The organism is Bacillus clarus, assembly GCF_000746925.1.
Lineage (GTDB): Bacteria > Bacillota > Bacilli > Bacillales > Bacillaceae_G > Bacillus_A > Bacillus_A clarus.
Map to the genome: position 1 here is coordinate 677,090 of NZ_JMQC01000008.1, position 18,154 is coordinate 695,243.

The following is an 18,154-nucleotide window of genomic DNA, read 5'->3' on the forward strand; positions in this document are numbered from 1 at the left end:
TTAGGGATCAAAAAAATCAATAAATTAACTTGAATTTATTTTAATTTTTCTGAATTTTTAAAAATAAAACTAAAATGTAATACGCTCAACAAAATTATGATATAAAAACCGCTCTACAGTTGTTTCACTATACTTTTTACAAAGTTCGTTAATAATGTATTCATAATCTCTATATGCTTCTACTTTTACAACCGCTTTTGGAATACCATCAAAATCCGAACCAAATCCAATATTTCTTTCTCCACCTAACGAACAAACATGTTCTACATGACGTAATATATCTGCTATCGTTGCTTCCTTACGGTTCGTTAAAAATTGAGGTACAAAAGTAATACCAATAATACTATCTCGCTTTATAAGTTCCTTTATTTGCTCATCATTTAAGTTGCGTGGATGTTGGCAAAGTTGATTACAATTTGAATGTGAAGCAATTGGGTTTTGGGCAATTTCTATAACATCCCAAAAACTTCGCTCGTTTAAATGTGATACATCCGTCCATAAACGCAATCTATTAAATTCTTCAACAATTTGTTTACCAAAGGCAGTTAGCCCTGCCCCTCTCGTCTCTAGCGCACCGTCAGCCAATAAATTTGCATAGTTCCATGTTAATCCAAAGGAACGAACACCTAAACGATAAAACAAACGCAATTTCATCATCTCTTTGCCAATTGCTTCGCATCCTTCTAATGTTAATAACGCTCCAACTTCATCCTGCCCTAATTTTTGTATATCCTCTTTTGTTTGAATAAATTTTATTCCTGGTAACGATAAAATTTCCTGATGAAATATATCTATCATTGTTAAAGCTATTTCAAAACGATCTTCATAGGCTACTGTTTCTGGTACATATATCGCAAAACATTGTATACTGCCTTTTCTTTCCTTTAATTGCTCCAACGTAATATGTAATTCTGAATCATTTTGAAAGCTTTTTGTTCCCTTTGCACTCCATAATTTCCATAATACATCGCAATGTGCATCAAAAACCTTCATCTTCATTCCTCCACTATAAAAACAACCTGCTTGCATGTATGCAAACAGGTTGTTTAAACTTAACGAGGTTCTACAATTAATTTTATCGCTGTACGTTCTTCACCATCAATCATAATGTCTGTAAAAGCTGGAATACAAATCAAATCCAAACCACTAGGCGCTACAAATCCTCTTGCAATTGCTACTGCCTTTACCGCTTGGTTCAATGCACCTGCACCAATAGCTTGAATTTCTGCTGTTCCGCGTTCGCGAATAACACCAGCAAGTGCACCAGCTACAGAGTTAGGGACCGAAGTTGCTTTAACTTTTAATATTTCCATTCCTCGTTTCCTCCTCGTTTCTAAAAAAAGTATTAGCGATTATTTCACTTTAACTTATATTCACGAGGAATGGCATGTATTCCTGCTAAACATTCGTAATTTTTCTAAAAAATTAAAATATAATATATTTTCTAACTTCCGGTGGGGATTACTCAAAAAATGGCTGATCGTCATTGATTAAAATGCGCTCAATTTTTTTAGCTTTACCCGTATTAGGATCTACATCAATAAGCACTGCACTTAACTGTGTTCTACCATTCGTTACTTCAAAACGTACTGGTAAATTTGTTAAAAACTTTTTCAATACAGCTTCGCGATCCATACCTAAAATCCCATCATATGGCCCTGTCATACCTACGTCTGTAATATAAGCTGTTCCACTTGGTAAAATACGATTATCCGCTGTTGGAACATGCGTATGTGTTCCTACCACTGCTGTGGCACGACCATCTACATACCAACCTAGCGCTTGCTTTTCACTTGTGGTTTCAGCATGGAAATCAACAAAGATAATATTCGTACGCTTTTTCGCAATATTAATTAATTCATCTACTTTACGGAATGGACAATCGATTGGTGGAAGGAATGTGCGTCCTTGTAAATTAATGACCGCAACTTCTGTCCCGTTACAATTTACAAAAATAAGTCCTTTTCCTGGAGTTCCTTCTGGGAAATTAGCTGGTCTTGCAAGATATTTTGCATCATCAATAAATTCAAATACTTCACGATTATCCCAAGCATGGTTTCCAAGCGTAACCGCTTGTGCCCCACACTCTAAAAAGTTTCGGTATATTTTTTCTGTAATACCACGGCCACCTGCTGCATTTTCTCCATTAATGATTGTTACGGTAGGTGTATATTTTTTCTTTAGTGCTGGTACGTATTGTTGAATCATACCTCTGCCAGGAGATCCTACTACATCCCCAACGAATAATATTCTCATATGTCTTACCCTTTCTATGTACTACTTTTTTTATTACCATACTATATTACAAGCTATTCTCTTGTAATGAAAACATATTGTTCATTATAAATTTTATTTCACTATGAGCAAAAGGAACATTAGTGAAACAAAACTTCTTTATTTGCTCCAGTTTCACTTTATTTTACCCAATTCCAACACAAAAAAATAAAGTGGTATTTCACCACTTTATTTTGCGTATTCTACTGCACGTGTTTCACGAATAACAGTTACTTTAATATGTCCTGGGTAATCCAGTTCATTTTCAATACGTTTTCGAATATCACGAGCTAAACGATGAGCTTCTAAATCATCGATTGTATCTGGTTTTACCAGAATACGAACTTCACGTCCTGCTTGAATTGCAAAAGATTTTTCCACGCCTTCATAAGACTCTGAAATTTCTTCTAGCTTTTCAAGACGACGAATGTAGTTTTCAAGCGTTTCACTACGAGCTCCTGGTCGTGCAGCTGATAATGCATCTGCTGCTGCAACTAGAACTGCAATGATAGAAGTTGGTTCTGTATCTCCATGGTGAGATGCGATACTATTTATTACAACAGGATGCTCTTTGTATTTCGTTGCGAGTTCGACACCAATTTCAACGTGGCTACCTTCTACTTCATGATCAATCGCTTTTCCGATATCATGTAATAAACCAGCACGTCTTGCTAGTTTTTCATCCTCGCCAAGCTCCGCTGCCATAAGTCCTGTTAAGTATGCTACTTCCATAGAGTGTTTTAAGACGTTTTGTCCATAGCTTGTACGGTATTTTAAACGACCTAAAATCTTAATTAAATCTGGATGTAAACCGTGAACACCCACTTCAAACGTTGTTTGCTCTCCGACTTCACGAATATACTCATCCACTTCACGTCTTGATTTTTCGACCATCTCTTCAATACGCGCTGGGTGAATTCGTCCATCTTGTACAAGTTTATCAAGAGCGATACGAGCTGTTTCACGACGAATCGGATCAAATCCTGATAGGATTACCGCTTCCGGTGTATCATCAATAATAAGGTCAATACCTGTTAACGTTTCTAACGTACGGATATTACGTCCCTCACGCCCGATAATACGTCCCTTCATTTCGTCGTTTGGAAGATTTACAACCGAAACGGTTGTTTCAGCAACATGATCAGCTGCACATCTTTGCATTGCAAGAGATAAAATCTCTTTTGCTTTCTTATCCGCCTCTTCTTTCGCGCGAACTTCACTTTCTTTTACCATAACGGCAATTTCATGAGAAATTTCACTTTCCACTTTACCAAGAATAATTGCTTTCGCTTGTTCGCGTGTCAGATTGGAAATGCGCTCTAATTCCGTTTGTTGCTTTTGAACTAACTCTCCCACTTTGCTTTCCAACTCTTCAATCTGCTGTTGTCTCGCAACAAGAGATTCCTCTTTCTTTTCTAACATGCGCTCGCGTTTATCGAGCGTTTCGTCTTTACGATCAAGGTTCTCTTCTTTTTGCATTAAACGATTTTCTTGTTTTTGTAATTCGCTTCTACGGTCACGAATTTCTAATTCAGCTTCTGTACGAAGTGTATGAATTTCATCCTTTGCTTCTAAAAGCGCTTCTTTCTTAAGTGCTTCAGCCTCACGATTCGCTTCGTCTAAAATACGTCTCGCTTCATTAGCCGCACCATTAATCTTCGCTTCTGCAATAGACTTTCGAACAAAAAAGCCAACAACTGCACCGACTGTTGCAAGCAAAATGGAGATGAGTATCCAAACTGTACTACTCATGATTTCACCTCCCCTTGCTATGAATGAAAAAAGACTGCCGGCATGTACATCGAATCACAACGTACAGCAAAGACCGTCGTCCCGCTTTTTTAAGGGACTTTCTTCATTTCACAATTAAAATGTCATATTATTATTTCGGCAAGATTTAAGTCTTACTCCGAATATTACTTCTCTTCTAGAGAAGAGTGTATCGTATATAAGAAAAAATATACATTCTCATTGTATCTATCGCAATTTTCATTGTCAAGCGTTGTCTACTTTTACTTTCTTTACCTTTGTGCCTTAATCATCTATGAATAATAAAAACTAATCATAAATTATCCTGGGAAACCTTAATAAATACCATCTAGTCTCCCTAAAATATATAAATATTTTCCCTTATACACTTTTATCAAAGTAATGAAAATATTTTGTATTCGTATACATATAACAAAAAAAGACACGAGAACGTGTCTTTTTTCATTAATCGATAAGAGTTCCATCTTCCATGTTTTCAGAAGCAGAACCCTCACCAATTCCATGATGTTCACGAATAAAGAAGGCAATTTCTTCTCTTAAATCCGTATTTTCTTTTAAGAACTGCTTCGAATTTTCACGTCCTTGTCCTAAGCGTTCTTCATTATAAGAGTACCAAGCACCACTCTTTTGAACGATATCAAGTTCAGAAGCCATATCTAAGATTTCACCTTCTCTTGAAATACCTTCTCCGTACATAATATCAACTTCAGCAACACGGAATGGTGGTGCTACTTTATTTTTAACTACTTTTACTTTTGTTTTATTACCAACGATGTCGTTACCTTGCTTTAATTGCTCCGCACGACGCACTTCAAGACGAACAGTTGAATAGAATTTCAACGCACGACCACCTGGAGTTGTTTCTGGGTTCCCGAACATAACCCCAACTTTTTCACGAATTTGGTTAATAAAGATTGCGATTGTTTTTGATTTATTAATTGCACCCGAAAGCTTACGAAGTGCTTGTGACATTAAACGTGCTTGTAAACCTACGTGCGAGTCACCCATGTCTCCTTCAATCTCTGCTTTCGGTACAAGAGCTGCTACAGAGTCAATTACGATAATATCAACGGCACCACTTCGTACAAGTGCTTCTGCAATTTCTAATCCTTGCTCCCCTGTATCAGGTTGTGATAATAGTAATTCATCGATGTTAACACCTAATTTTTGTGCATATACAGGATCCATTGCATGCTCCGCATCAATGAACGCCGCTTGTCCACCTTGACGCTGTACTTCTGCAATTGCATGTAATGAAACTGTTGTTTTACCTGAACTTTCAGGTCCATAAATTTCGATAATACGGCCGCGTGGGTATCCGCCTACCCCTAATGCCACATCAAGTGCTAAAGAACCACTAGAAACTGTAGAAACTCTACGCTCCGCTTGTTCTCCTAATTTCATAATTGAACCTTTACCAAATTGCTTCTCTATTTGTTTTAACGCCATATCTAATGCCGCTTGACGATCACTCATTCAAAATTCCTCCTTAACTGAATTGCTAATCTTATTATACCTATTTTCAATTCATTTTGCCAACAAAAATCGAACATTTATTCGTTTTTTTTATTTTCCATTAAATAAAACTGAATTTAAACATAAAAAAAACTAGAAGAGACTCATATCTCTTCTAGCTTTTTATATAAATGATAAAATCCATATTTCGTTGAGCGTTCCTTAATTTGTTGACGACTTCCACCTAAATTAAGAGGAAAGACTACAGTTGGTTCATTCTTAATCGCCAACCCAACAAATACTGTTCCCGGCTCTTTCTGTTCTGAAGCGTCTGGTCCTGCTACCCCAGTGAAACTAATTCCGATATCTGCTTTTAATAGTTCCTTAACATTTTCAGCAAGGTAACGAGCACATTCTTTACTAACTGCACCATGAGTACGCAACACTTCTTCAGGCACATGTAAAACATGTTGCTTCACATCATTATGATAACAAATGACACCGCCTTTAAATACTGAAGACACACCTGCATTTTCTGTTACTTGATTTCCGAAGAGACCACCTGTTAAACTTTCTGCACACGCTAAAGTTAATCCTTTTTTCTTCAATAACTCTATCGCCTTATAATGCAGAAACTCTTGGTCATATCCGTAGAAAAATTCTCCTACTCTTTCTAAAATCAAATCTTCCATATGCTGAATTAGTTTCTCCGCCTCATCAGCATTTTGATGTTTGGCCGTTAAACGCAATGTCACTTCTCCATCATTTGCAAGTGGGGCGATTGTCGGATTCGTTTGTCCATCAATTAAATCTTGAACTTTCACCTCTAATTGGGATTCCCCAATCCCGAAGAAGCGAAGCACACGAGAATAAATGTTTTCTCCTATTGTAAAGTTACGTAAAAAAGGCTCTACATAACTTACATACATCGGCTTCATCTCTTTCGGTGGTCCTGGTAATAAAATATAAACTTTTCCGTTCTTATTCAATCCCATACCAGGCGCCATGCCATGATCATTCGCAAACACGGTTGATCCACTTAAAACGAGTGCTTGCTTTTTATTATTCTCTGTAAATTCACGTCCTGTACGCTTAAAATAATCGCTTATTGATGTTAATGCTTTTTCATCATATACAAGCTCTTCCTCTAAACTAGACGCGATTGTTTCTTTCGTTAAATCATCTTTTGTCGGTCCTAATCCACCTGTAAAAATAAGAATATCAGCGCGTTCTTCAGCAACTTCAATTGCCTTTTGTAATCGACTGTTATTATCACCAACGACAGTATGGTAGTACACGTTAATTCCGATTGAAGCTAACTTTTCAGATAAAAACTGGGCATTTGTATTTGCAATTTGTCCAAGTAATAATTCCGTTCCAACCGCAATAATCTCAGCGTTCATCCCAATTCCCCCATAAACTTCTATTTTGAGTTTACAAAAGCAGCTCTATTTTTCCAGAAATAATCCCATCCTGAAATAACGGTAAAGATTAATGCAATCCAAATGAAAATATCTGCAACTGGAATATGAAGTAAATTTAATGGTACATCATGTAGTAAATACGCTGCAATCGCAATAATTTGTGTCCATGTCTTAATTTTCCCTAACTGATTCGCTGCAACAACCTCTCCTGTTCCCGCTAATACAAGACGTAAACCCGTTACTGCAAATTCACGGCTAATAATTACGATAACAATCCAAGCTGGCACATATTGCATTTCTACTAATGTGATAAGCGCTGCTGAAACAAGTAACTTATCTGCTAACGGATCAAGAAACTTCCCTAGATTTGTTACAAGGTTATACTTCCTTGCAAAATGTCCATCAATCCAATCTGTAGCTGAAGCAATGATAAAAATAAGGGCTCCTACTAAATGTTGAATCGGTAAATCTACATCTCCAATTGTATATACACCCCAATCAAAGGGAGCTAACATAATTATCATAAAAATTGGAATTAAGCAGATTCGAGATATTGTAATTTTATTTGGTAAATTCACAGCTATTCCTCCATCATGTCAAAAACATTTGTTCATTGAAAAAAGTCATCGAAGCGATGACTGTTATTGTGCAGGTTGCCCCATCCCTTGGTTTTTTATCACCAATCTTTGATGATATTCCTTTTCTGGATCCAATGGGAAAGTAACGGCTTGGCCATTCAGTTTAATGTCAACATTTGGTGCGCTCCCAATATTAAGATGCACTTCTTTTACTGTTGATAAATCACGCTTTTCTGTTTGACCTTCTTGTAATGTCCCGTTAAAAATGTCACTACCTGCGTCATCTTTAACACCGACATAACTTGCGCCCTTTGCTGTAATTTCCAGTTCTAATGTTTTATTATTATGAATCTCAAAAGTAGATACCTTACCGCTTGTTCCAAGCACTTTTATTTCATTTTCTCCAGCTGGTGGTTGCTGTGCTTGCTCTTCTTTCTTTGGCTCTTCTTTTTTCGGTTCTTCTTTTTTCGGTTCTTCCGCTTTCACTTCATCTTTTTTCGCATCTAACGGAGAATTTTTTGCTTTTTGAACCTCAATTTGCTCACTTTTACTATCTTTTACTTGTCCATCATCTTTTCCAGCTAACATTTGAACAACAAACCAAATTGCTACTCCAAATGCAATTACCAATAATGCAATTAAAATTTTCGGCATATGGTCTGCAATTGGTAATGACGATGCTTTTTGCATTGTCTCCTGTGTCTTTTGTCCCGTCGATACTATCGGAACTTCGTGATTTTCAGATTGCGGTATCGTACTTTGATACTCTACTAGCAATTCCTCTCCATTTAATCCAACAGCGTCTGCATATTGCTTAATAAATGCACGCGCATAAAAAGCACCTGGCAATATACTGTAATCGCCCTCTTCAATCGTTACTAAATAACGTTTTTGAATTTTTGTAATCTCATATAGCTGATCAATAGAAAAGCCTTTTGCTTCTCTTGCTTCCTTCAGCCTTTGTCCTAATTCCGCCACTACTAACACCTCAATATTTCTTTAAAAGTCAAACATAGAGAAATTATTTTGCGCACCTTGCTCAATTTCATCTACTAAATTATATTGAATTTCTTCATCATAATCGTTACGCAATTCAATAATATAATCAAAATCATCAAGTGTATATTCTGATTGACTCACAAATACATCTGGATGCTCCACAACCTTAGTGGCAGGTAACCTCATAATTTCACGAACGAGCTGCCAATGTCTTTCATTTGCACGCTTTGTTGAAACAATACCATCTAGTATAAAAATATTATCGTCGCTATACTCATCTTCAATCAACTGACTACGTACAGTTTGCTTAATGAGAGTGGATGAAACAAATAACCAACGCTTATTTGCACAAACACTTGCGGCTACAATGGATTCTGTTTTCCCTACACGAGGCATCCCTCGAATTCCAATAAGTTTATGACCCTCTTTTTTCATTAATTCTGCCATAAAATCAACAAGTAATCCTAGTTCATCACGTACGAATCGAAATGTCTTCTTATCATCTGCGTCGCGTTGTATGTACCTACCGTGTCTAACTGCTAGCCTGTCTCTAAGCTTTGGCGGACGATATTTCGTTACCGTTATATTATCCATCGTATTTAAAATTGATTCAAGTCTAGAGATTTGTTCTTGATTATCGCACATGAGCAAAAGTCCACGCCTTGCATTATCTACACCATTAATTGTGACAATATTAATGCCAAGCATACCGATTAACGAAGAAACGTCACCAAGCAAGCCAGGTCGGTTTTTATGTATTTCATATTCAAAATACCATTCAATCATCTAAGATCACTCCCCTTGCTTACTTTACACCTATGTACTATATTATATGATTTCACGTTAATAGGGAAGCTAAATGTATAATCTATTCATTGTATTATTTGTAATAAAAAAGAGAGAGGAGCATCTCCTCTCTTCCTTTATTTATGTTGCACAAATTTCACCATTAAATTTGCAATTGTATGTTGCTCTTGCTCATCAGCAACTTTCCAAAGCTCAGCTAATAGTTTTTCCTGATCGTTACGAGCCTCTACTTCGTTAGCAAGGTAATCTCCAACGCGAAATGCCATATCTGATACAGCACCACCGTCAAGCCCCTTTCCTTGCGCTTGTTCTAAACGCTCACCTAAAAAGCTCTTCCATTGATCAAAGTTTTCTAACACTGACATATTTAAGCACCTCACTATTGAGTAATAGAATCATGCTTAATTTGTACAATTTCTTATTTTTTATGTAAGAATTTTTTAACAGTGCCACCCACCATTGACTCCGATAATTTGTCCTGTTATATAAGAAGCTCCTGGTGATACGAGGAAGGAAACAGTTTTTGCCACATCTTCAGGTAATCCTATTCTACCTAACGGAATATCTTCAGCAATTTCAGTTTTATCCTCTTCTGAAAAGACACTTAACATTTCAGTTTCAATTGCACCTGGTGATACAGCATTTACACGTAATCCACTTAAAGAAACTTCCTTCGCCAAAGCCTTCACATAGGAATTTTGTGCGCCTTTCACCATTGAGTAAAGTACTTCACAGGACGCACCAATTTGTCCCCATATAGACGAAATAAGTACAACGTTACCACTTCTTCGTTGAATCATTGATGGAAGCACCATGGATAAAAGCCTATACACACTTTTCACTTGCAGTTCCACCATTTCATCCAATTCTTCGTCTGTAACATCTGTTACTAAACCAAATATACTCTTTCCCGCTGCATACACAATAACATCAATCGGATGTTGCACTTGCTCCCACAATTCTTTCGCACCATCTCTAGATGCTAAATTCGCTTGAACAGGAATTACTTCACCAAACCTACTTTGTAATTCCCTTACTTTCTCTTCACTTTTATTGTAATGAATATATACTGTATAACCCTCTTCAACTAATTGTTTTGAAATAGCAGAGCCAATTCCTCCGCTCCCTCCAGTTACTAATGCATACTTTTTCATACTTTCCCTCTCTTATCTCTTCTCACACATTTATGTATAAATAATACCCTCATCTTACAATTTGGCCATAACCAAAAATGAGATGAGGGATTTTTATAATTTTTTTTATTTTTTCGGTAAAACTTGACAAACACTCATTTTTTCTTCAGATAACAATGCTTTTGCTGCTTCTTGTAAATCTTGAACAGTTAACCCTTCTAACACTGTAAGAGCATCAAATAAACTAGATTCATTAAACGCATATCGTGTAAATTGATTTGCAATATACTCAGGTGAGTTCAATGATCGTAAGAAACCACCGATTTTCTTTTTCTTCACACGCTCTAGCGCCGCTTCATCCAACTGATTATAATTCGTTTGTAATAAAATACCTTTTAATCGCTCAGCTAATTCATCAGGCTGTTTCGTGTCACCACCAACCATCGCAAAGCCAAAATTATTTTCTTCTGTATAGTCATATGAGAATGATTCATCAATAAGCCCTTCATTATATAACGATTCATAATGAACTGAGCCTTTTCCAAATAAGTAATCTAAAAGCAGTGTAAGCGCAATCTCTTGTTTTAAAAGCTCTTCCCCTTTTTCTTTTAAATGAATCCCCTTTATCCCAACTAAACATTTCGGTGTTTGAACAGGCATTGAAATAATTTTTTTCTTTTCATTTACCTCTTCTGGCTCCTCTTCAAATGAACGTACAATCTCCGGCTGATTTTTATAATCTTTTTTCGCCTGATTATCACGTATTAAATTCATTGTTTTCTCCGGATCAATCGCTCCCACAACAAACAACAGCATATTGCTCGGATGATAAAACGTTTCATAGCACTCATACAATAAATCTTTAGTAATTTTGCTAATAGACTCAATTGTTCCTGCAATGTCAATCTTAATTGGATGCTTCACAAATAAACTATCGATTAATCCAAAGTATAATCGCCAATCTGGGTTATCTTGATACATTTGAATTTCTTGCCCAATAATCCCCTTCTCTTTTTCAACCGTTTTTTCAGAGAAATACGGTTCTTGAACAAAATTTAACAACGTATTCAAATTTTGCTCCACATTTGATGTACACGAAAAGAGATAGGCTGTTCTTGTAAAGGAAGTAAAAGCATTTGCTGACGCCCCTTGTTTACTAAATAATTGAAATGCGTCGTGATCCTCTTTTTCAAACAGTTTATGCTCAAGGAAATGAGCAATCCCATCTGGCACACGAGTCATTTCTTCTTTTCCAAGTGGAACAAATGTATTATCAACGGAACCATATTTCGTTGTAAATGTTGCAAAGGTTTTGTTAAATCCTTGCTTCGGTAAAATATATACATCTAATCCGTTAGGAAGTTTTTCATAATAGAGTGTTTCTTTTAATTGTTCATAAACAATTTTCTCCATTTATTCTCCCTCCGTTCCATGTAAAAAGTAAATTGTATCTAGTTCGATGCTATTAGCAACTTTTACAATCTCTTCTTTCGTAACGCTTTCTATACCAGTTAACCACTCTTCTACTGGACGCGTACGATCTGCAATTACACCATGATAAAGCATTTCAACAAAACCACGAGGCGTATCAATTGCCTCTAATATTTGATTTTGGATTACACTTTTCGTTTGGTGAATCTCCTCATCTGAAAAATCACCATTTTGCATTGCCTTCATCTGTTCTTTAATAATTTCAACCGCTTTTTCAAAGTTCTTCGCTTCTATTCCAGACATAACGAAGAGCAAACCTTTATGACTTTCAAATCTTGATGCTGCATAATACGCTAAGCTATTCTTTTCACGAACATTTACGAATAATTTCGAATGTGAGAAACCACCAAATAAGCCGTTAAACAATTGCAATGCAAAATAATCTTCATCACGATACGTAATGTATGTGCGGTAACCGATATTTAATTTACTTTGCTTTAATTCTTGTTTTTCAACAATTTCCTTTTCTTCATTATTTCGTTTATGAAGAAGTACATTCCGCTCTTTCACAGTACGAGGTGAAATGGAGAAATATTTACTTACAAGTTCAACAGCATCTTCTGAAATATCACCAATGATGTAAAGGTCCATTTCGTCTTCTGCTAACACTTTTTGATAATATTGATATAAACTTTCATTTGTAATTGAAGCAACACTCTCTTTTTTTCCATTTGCACTTAAGCGATACGGTTCTACTTTGCACATTTCCTCGATTAAACGCTCGTTTGCATAGCGCATTTTATCATCATAAGTAGCCTCAATTCGTTGCAAGAGCGCTCGTTTTTCACTTTCTATAATAGCAGGTAAAAAACCATTCCCTTCCGTCGCTGGGTGTAACACAATATCCGATAACATTGAAAGCGCTTTTTCAAAGAGCGGCGGTGCATCGTGTAAATATGTTTCATTTGCGATGTCTACATAAATAGAAATGATATGGTCTTCCCCTTTTTTACTTACATCTACCGCTAAAGAAGATCCATATAATTCTTCTAAATATTGACGAAGACGAATTACAGATGGCAACTTTTCTGTTGCACTTTGCAATACGTATGGCAATAAAGCTCGCTCTGTCACCGTCTCCTCATTTAATGGTGCTTTGAAGCGAAATACAAATGTATTTGTTTTATATTTGTCTGTAGGAATAATATGTACTCGCAAACCACCTAACTCATGCATTTGCTGTTCCATTAGTTTCATTTATAGCCCTCCTTTACGTATGTAGGAATATTCCTCTTCAATATACAGTTTTTAGAAATAAAAAATCAACTTTTCTCCCTTATTATCTTTACATAATGACGTTTCTAACAATGCTATCATGTAAAGATACAGGTAAAATTCTGTATTAAGCATATTCTATGTAAAAAAGCCCGCACTAATGTGCAAGCTTTTTTCTACTTTCAAAATACTTATCTTTTTCCTTTTTCATAAGGTGTTCCTAATGCTTTTGGAGCCTCAGAACGACCTACAAAACCAACAAGTGCCAAGATTGTAAATACATACGGTAATATCGTTAAGAATACACTTGGAATTTCTTTTAATACAGGAATTGTACCACCTGTTATCCCAAGCGATTGAGCAAACCCGAAGAACAGAGCTGCTCCAAGGGCGCCTAGTGGATTCCATTTACCGAAAATCATAGCTGCTAGTGCTAAGAAACCTTGTCCTGTAATTGTTGCACCTGAGAAGTTACCAGAAATCGACATTGCGAAGACCGCGCCACCAACCCCTGCAAACATTCCAGATATACAAACTGCAATATAACGCATTTTATATACATTAATCCCCATCGTATCTGCTGCCATCGGATGTTCACCAACAGCGCGAAGGCGAAGACCAAACGGCGTTTTATAAATAATATACCAAACAACAAACGCTAAAATAATGGCAATATACGATGTTAACGGTACATTTGAGAAAAACACTTTTCCAATAACAGGAATATCCGAAAGACCTGGAACATCAATTTTTTCAATACGATATTGAATAAAATCAGTTTGTCCTTTACCAAAAATTTTCTTAATCGCAAACACTGTTAAACCAAGAGCTAAAAAGTTTATTGCTACCCCGCTGACAACTTGATCAGCACGGAATGTAATGGATGCTACCGCGTGAAGTAGTGCAAACAACCCGCTTCCAATTGCTGCAAATAGAAGCGCAATCCAAGGAGTCATTGATCCCCAAGTATCACCCATTAATAATGTTGTAACAATACCAATAAATGCACCGAATAGCATTAGCCCTTCTAAAGCTATATTTACAACTCCAGAACGCTCACTAAACACACCACCTAGCGCCGTAAAAATAAGTGGCGCTGCTGTATACAACGTACCAGTCACAAGAATGGCTAAAATATCTAAAAAGCTCATTTATTTCCCCTCCTTGCTCATGCGTGTAAGCGCCCAGCGTAAAATATAACTACAAGCAACAAAGAAAATAATACATGCAATAATTACGTTGATAAGCTCTGATGGAACATCCGCTTCAAAGTTCATTTGCGGAGCTGCACTTTTCAAACCACCGAATAGTAAGGCAGCTAACAATATACCAAATGGATTATTTCCACCGAGAAGAGCTACCGCAATCCCATCAAATCCAATCCCTGTAAATGAAGACATTGCTGTCATATTTTGAAATGTTCCAAGCCCTTCCATCGCTCCACCAATTCCTGCAAATGCCCCTGCAATTGTCATGGATAATACAACATTACGAGAAACCTTCATACCCGCATATTGAGAAGCATGTTGATTAAATCCAACTGATTTTAATTCATATCCTAATGTCGTTCTATCCAATAAGAACCACATTACAATTGCAATCAAAATGGCTACGATAATCCCCCAATGCAAACGAGAACCATCCGTCAAAGAAGATAACCATTCAGAAGATAAAGAAGCACTAGATTTTATGTCATACGATTTTTCATTCGCCTCATGTAAAAAGCGTTTAATTAAATCATACGTCACGTAAAGTGCAATATAGTTCATCATAATTGTTACAATTACTTCATTTACTTTAAATTTTCCTTTTAAATAACCTGGGATAAACCCCCATAAACCACCGACGATGGCTGCAACTAAAATCGATAATGGGATATGCAAAAATGCTGGTAATGATACTGCGTATCCAAACCAAACAGCAGCAAGCCACCCAACTAATAACTGCCCTTCCACCCCAATATTAAAAAGACCGGTACGAAATGCAAATGCAACAGACAGCCCTGCAAGCACAAGCGGAATCATCGTACGTAGCGTCTCACCGATAGCCTGCGGATTTCCAACCATTCCTTCCCAAAGCGCGGCATACCCAACAATCGGATCATATCCACTAAATAACATTACAATGGCCCCAACAAGCAAACCGAAAATAACGGATAACACAGGTACTAAAATATTAATTGTTCGCTCTGTTAAAAATTTCTTAGCCATTTGTATTCACCTTCTCTTTCCCTGTTCCGCCAGCCATTAACAACCCAAGCTGTTGTTCATTTGTTTCTTTCGCATTCACAATTGCTACAATTTTCCCTTCATATATAACAGCAACCCGATCACTCACATTTAAGATTTCATCCAATTCTAAAGATAAAAGAAGTACCGCTTTCCCCTTATCTCTCTGCTCAATTAATTTCTTATGAATGAATTCGATTGCCCCTACATCTAAGCCACGTGTCGGCTGTGCCGCGATTAATAAATCTGGATTACGATCTACTTCACGCGCAATAATTGCCTTTTGTTGGTTTCCACCCGATAACGAACGAGCTAACGTATTCTCACTAGGTGTACGTACATCAAACAGTTCAATAAGTTCTTTCGCTTTTTGTCCGATTTTACTGAAATTTAAAATGCCTTTGTTTGAAAACGGATTTTTATAATATGTTTGCAAAACAATATTATCTCTAACAGAAAAATCAAGAACCAACCCATGTTTATGGCGATCTTCTGGAATATGACCAATTCCTTCTTCTGTAATTCTTCTGACCGGCCAATTCGTTATTTCTTTCCCTTTAATTGCAATAGAACCTGACTCAACTTTTCGTAAACCAGTAATTGCTTCTATTAATTCGCTTTGTCCATTCCCATCAATTCCTGCAATCCCAACAATTTCCCCTGCACGAACAGTTAAGTCAAGGCCTTTTACAGCAGGCAATTGGCGAGCATCATGAACCATAAGATTTACAATAGAAAGCACCTCTTCTTTAGGCTTCGCTTCTATTTTTTCCGTTTTAAAATTCACTTGACGTCCGACCATTAACTCTGCAAGTTTATGTTCATCCGTTGTTGCAACATCAACAGTCCCAATTCCTTTACCTTTACGAATAATCGTACAACGATCGCAAACTTCCATAATCTCTTTTAACTTATGTGTAATAAGAATGATAGATTTCCCTTCTTGCACAAGTTTTTTCATAATTTGAATGAGCTCATGAATTTCTTGAGGAGTTAATACAGCAGTCGGTTCATCAAATATTAATATTTCCGCGCCGCGATAAAGCGTCTTTAAAATTTCAACCCTTTGCTGCATCCCAACTGAAATATCTTCAATTTTCGCATATGGATCGACAGATAAACCATACTGTTCAGACAACTGTTTAATTTCTTTCACAGCCTCTTCAACAGCAATTTTTCCTTTTTTCTTTGGCTCATTTCCGAGAATGATATTCTCTGTAACTGTAAAATTATGAACAAGCATAAAATGCTGATGGACCATCCCAATGCCAAGGTCATTTGCAATATTTGGATTTGTAATCTTCACAGGCTTCCCTTTAATTTTAATTTCGCCCTGCTCTGGCTGATACAAACCGAATAGTACATTCATCAACGTCGACTTTCCTGCACCATTTTCTCCAAGTAAAGCATGTATTTCTCCCTGTTTTACTTGTAGCGTAATATTATCGTTCGCTACAATGCCTGGGAATACTTTTGTAATATTGTTCATCTCAATTACGTATTCCATTTTGTTCCTCCTTTTAGCAGGGAACATTCCCTAATTACACTCTATTAAAAGTATTTTTATATATACAAAGGTTAGTTCTAAGAACTAACCTTTGCTATTTCTCTATTATTATTTCTTTAGATTCGCTTCGTATGCTTTATACTCATCATCAGTCGCAGGTACTTTAATTTCACCAGCAGTAATTTTCTTTTCAAACTCTTCTACTTTTGTTAAAATTTCTGGGTTTACTTTTTTCACATTATCAGTTGTTTTCGCAATACCTACACCATCATCTTTCAAACCAAACTCTTCTACTTTTCCACCTTTTAACTTACCATCTTTCGCTTCTTGTGCTACTTTAGCAACTGCAATATCAACACGTTTTACCATTGAAGTTAAAGTTACATTCTCAGGCATACCTTCTTGATTTTGGTCACGGTCAACACCGATTACCCAAACGTTTTCACCTTTTTTCTTACGGTTTTTCGCTTCTGTAAACACACCGTTACCAGTTGCACCTGAAGCATGATAAATTACGTCAATTCCTTGGCCGTACATTGCTGATGCTAATACAGATCCTTTTTCTGGTTTATCAAATGCATCTGCATATTGCGCTACAATCTCGATGTTTGGATTTACTGCTTTCGCTCCAGCTTTAAAACCTGATTCGAATTTTGTGATTAATGGGCTTTTTACACCGCCAACAAAACCAACTTTATTTGACTTCGTTGTCATTGCTGCTACTGCTCCAACAAGGAATGAACCTTCATGATCTTTAAACGTGATACTTGTTACGTTTGGCTCTTTCACAACAGTATCTACAATCGCAAATTGCTCTTTCGGATATTGTTTTGCAACTTTTTCAATTGATTCCTGCATTAAATACCCAATACCGAATGTTGCATTATAGTTTCCTTTTGCGAATTTCGTTAAGTTCGGAATATAATCTGCATCTTTACTTGATTGAAGATAACGATATCCCTCATTTTTCTTTAAATCGTTATCTTGACCGAATTTCGTTAAACCTTCCCAAGCTGATTGGTTAAATGATTTATCATCAACGCCCCCAACGTCTGTAACCATACCAACTTTGAACTCTTTATCACCTTTTTTATCACTGCTTGTCTTATCAGAATTACCACATGCACCTAACACTGTACTTGCTGCTAATGTTAACGATAATAAAAGACCTGCTTTTTTCTTCATACTAGAAACCCCTCCTGAAATAATATGTCTATCTACTCATACGCTACTGTTTCTTACTTCTTGCTGTCACCTCCCTAAAAAGGAACCT

General features: G+C 36.5%; 17 protein-coding genes. All 17 read right to left on the reverse strand.

Annotated elements, in window-relative coordinates; genetic code table 11:
- Positions 1-69: 69 nt before the first annotated feature.
- The 17 genes from DJ93_RS04160 to DJ93_RS04240 all read right to left on the reverse strand — a co-directional run bounded on the left by DJ93_RS04160 (position 70) and on the right by DJ93_RS04240 (position 18,066).
- Complete coding sequence (locus DJ93_RS04160; protein ID WP_042979315.1) at positions 70-993, reverse strand: dipeptidase; 924 nt, start codon at positions 991-993, stop codon at positions 70-72.
- 59 nt (positions 994-1,052) lie between these two features.
- The gene (gene spoVS, locus DJ93_RS04165) at positions 1,053-1,313 is read right to left on the reverse strand and encodes a stage V sporulation protein SpoVS (RefSeq protein WP_000404341.1); all 261 of its coding nucleotides are present in this window, start codon (positions 1,311-1,313) and stop codon (positions 1,053-1,055) included.
- 148 nt (positions 1,314-1,461) lie between these two features.
- The gene (locus DJ93_RS04170) at positions 1,462-2,256 is read right to left on the reverse strand and encodes a TIGR00282 family metallophosphoesterase (RefSeq protein ID WP_001221095.1); all 795 of its coding nucleotides are present in this window, start codon (positions 2,254-2,256) and stop codon (positions 1,462-1,464) included.
- Between the two features lie 207 nt (positions 2,257-2,463).
- Positions 2,464-4,026: a ribonuclease Y gene (rny, locus tag DJ93_RS04175; RefSeq protein WP_042979316.1), complete on the reverse strand. Its 1,563-nt coding sequence runs from the start codon at positions 4,024-4,026 to the stop codon at positions 2,464-2,466.
- Positions 4,027-4,488: 462 nt separating this feature from the next.
- Complete coding sequence (gene recA / locus DJ93_RS04180) at positions 4,489-5,520, reverse strand: recombinase RecA (protein ID WP_042979317.1); 1,032 nt, start codon at positions 5,518-5,520, stop codon at positions 4,489-4,491.
- A gap of 143 nt (positions 5,521-5,663) precedes the next feature.
- Positions 5,664-6,902: a competence/damage-inducible protein CinA gene (gene cinA / locus DJ93_RS04185; RefSeq protein ID WP_042979318.1), complete on the reverse strand. Its 1,239-nt coding sequence runs from the start codon at positions 6,900-6,902 to the stop codon at positions 5,664-5,666.
- Positions 6,903-6,922: 20 nt separating this feature from the next.
- Entirely contained in the window at positions 6,923-7,501 is a 579-nt protein-coding gene (gene pgsA, locus DJ93_RS04190; protein ID WP_042979319.1) for a CDP-diacylglycerol--glycerol-3-phosphate 3-phosphatidyltransferase, read from the reverse strand.
- Positions 7,502-7,564: 63 nt separating this feature from the next.
- Positions 7,565-8,479 carry a helix-turn-helix domain-containing protein gene (locus DJ93_RS04195; RefSeq protein ID WP_042979320.1) on the reverse strand — a complete coding sequence of 305 codons (915 nt, stop codon included), beginning with the start codon at positions 8,477-8,479 and terminating at the stop codon, positions 7,565-7,567.
- 21 nt (positions 8,480-8,500) lie between these two features.
- Entirely contained in the window at positions 8,501-9,286 is a 786-nt protein-coding gene (locus tag DJ93_RS04200) for a DUF3388 domain-containing protein (protein WP_042979321.1), read from the reverse strand.
- A gap of 137 nt (positions 9,287-9,423) precedes the next feature.
- Entirely contained in the window at positions 9,424-9,672 is a 249-nt protein-coding gene (locus DJ93_RS04205; protein WP_042979322.1) for a DUF3243 domain-containing protein, read from the reverse strand.
- Between the two features lie 75 nt (positions 9,673-9,747).
- Positions 9,748-10,461, reverse strand: coding sequence for an elongation factor P 5-aminopentanone reductase (gene ymfI, locus DJ93_RS04210; protein ID WP_042979323.1), 714 nt, complete (start codon positions 10,459-10,461; stop codon positions 9,748-9,750).
- Between the two features lie 105 nt (positions 10,462-10,566).
- Positions 10,567-11,853: an EF-P 5-aminopentanol modification-associated protein YfmH gene (yfmH, locus tag DJ93_RS04215; RefSeq protein WP_042979324.1), complete on the reverse strand. Its 1,287-nt coding sequence runs from the start codon at positions 11,851-11,853 to the stop codon at positions 10,567-10,569.
- A complete protein-coding gene (yfmF, locus tag DJ93_RS04220) occupies positions 11,854-13,128 on the reverse strand; it encodes an EF-P 5-aminopentanol modification-associated protein YfmF (protein ID WP_042979325.1) in 1,275 nt (424 codons plus the stop codon).
- A 209-nt stretch (positions 13,129-13,337) separates the two neighbouring features.
- On the reverse strand, positions 13,338-14,297 hold the full coding sequence (locus DJ93_RS04225) for an ABC transporter permease (protein ID WP_042979326.1): 960 nt from the start codon (positions 14,295-14,297) through the stop codon (positions 13,338-13,340).
- Complete coding sequence (locus DJ93_RS04230; protein WP_042979327.1) at positions 14,298-15,356, reverse strand: ABC transporter permease; 1,059 nt, start codon at positions 15,354-15,356, stop codon at positions 14,298-14,300.
- A complete protein-coding gene (locus DJ93_RS04235; protein ID WP_042979328.1) occupies positions 15,349-16,881 on the reverse strand; it encodes an ABC transporter ATP-binding protein in 1,533 nt (510 codons plus the stop codon). Before DJ93_RS04235 ends, DJ93_RS04230 begins: the two co-directional genes overlap by 8 nt.
- Positions 16,882-16,989: 108 nt before the next feature.
- Positions 16,990-18,066, reverse strand: a complete 1,077-nt coding sequence (locus DJ93_RS04240) for a BMP family lipoprotein (RefSeq protein WP_042979329.1) — start codon at positions 18,064-18,066, stop codon at positions 16,990-16,992.
- Positions 18,067-18,154 lie beyond the last annotated feature (88 nt).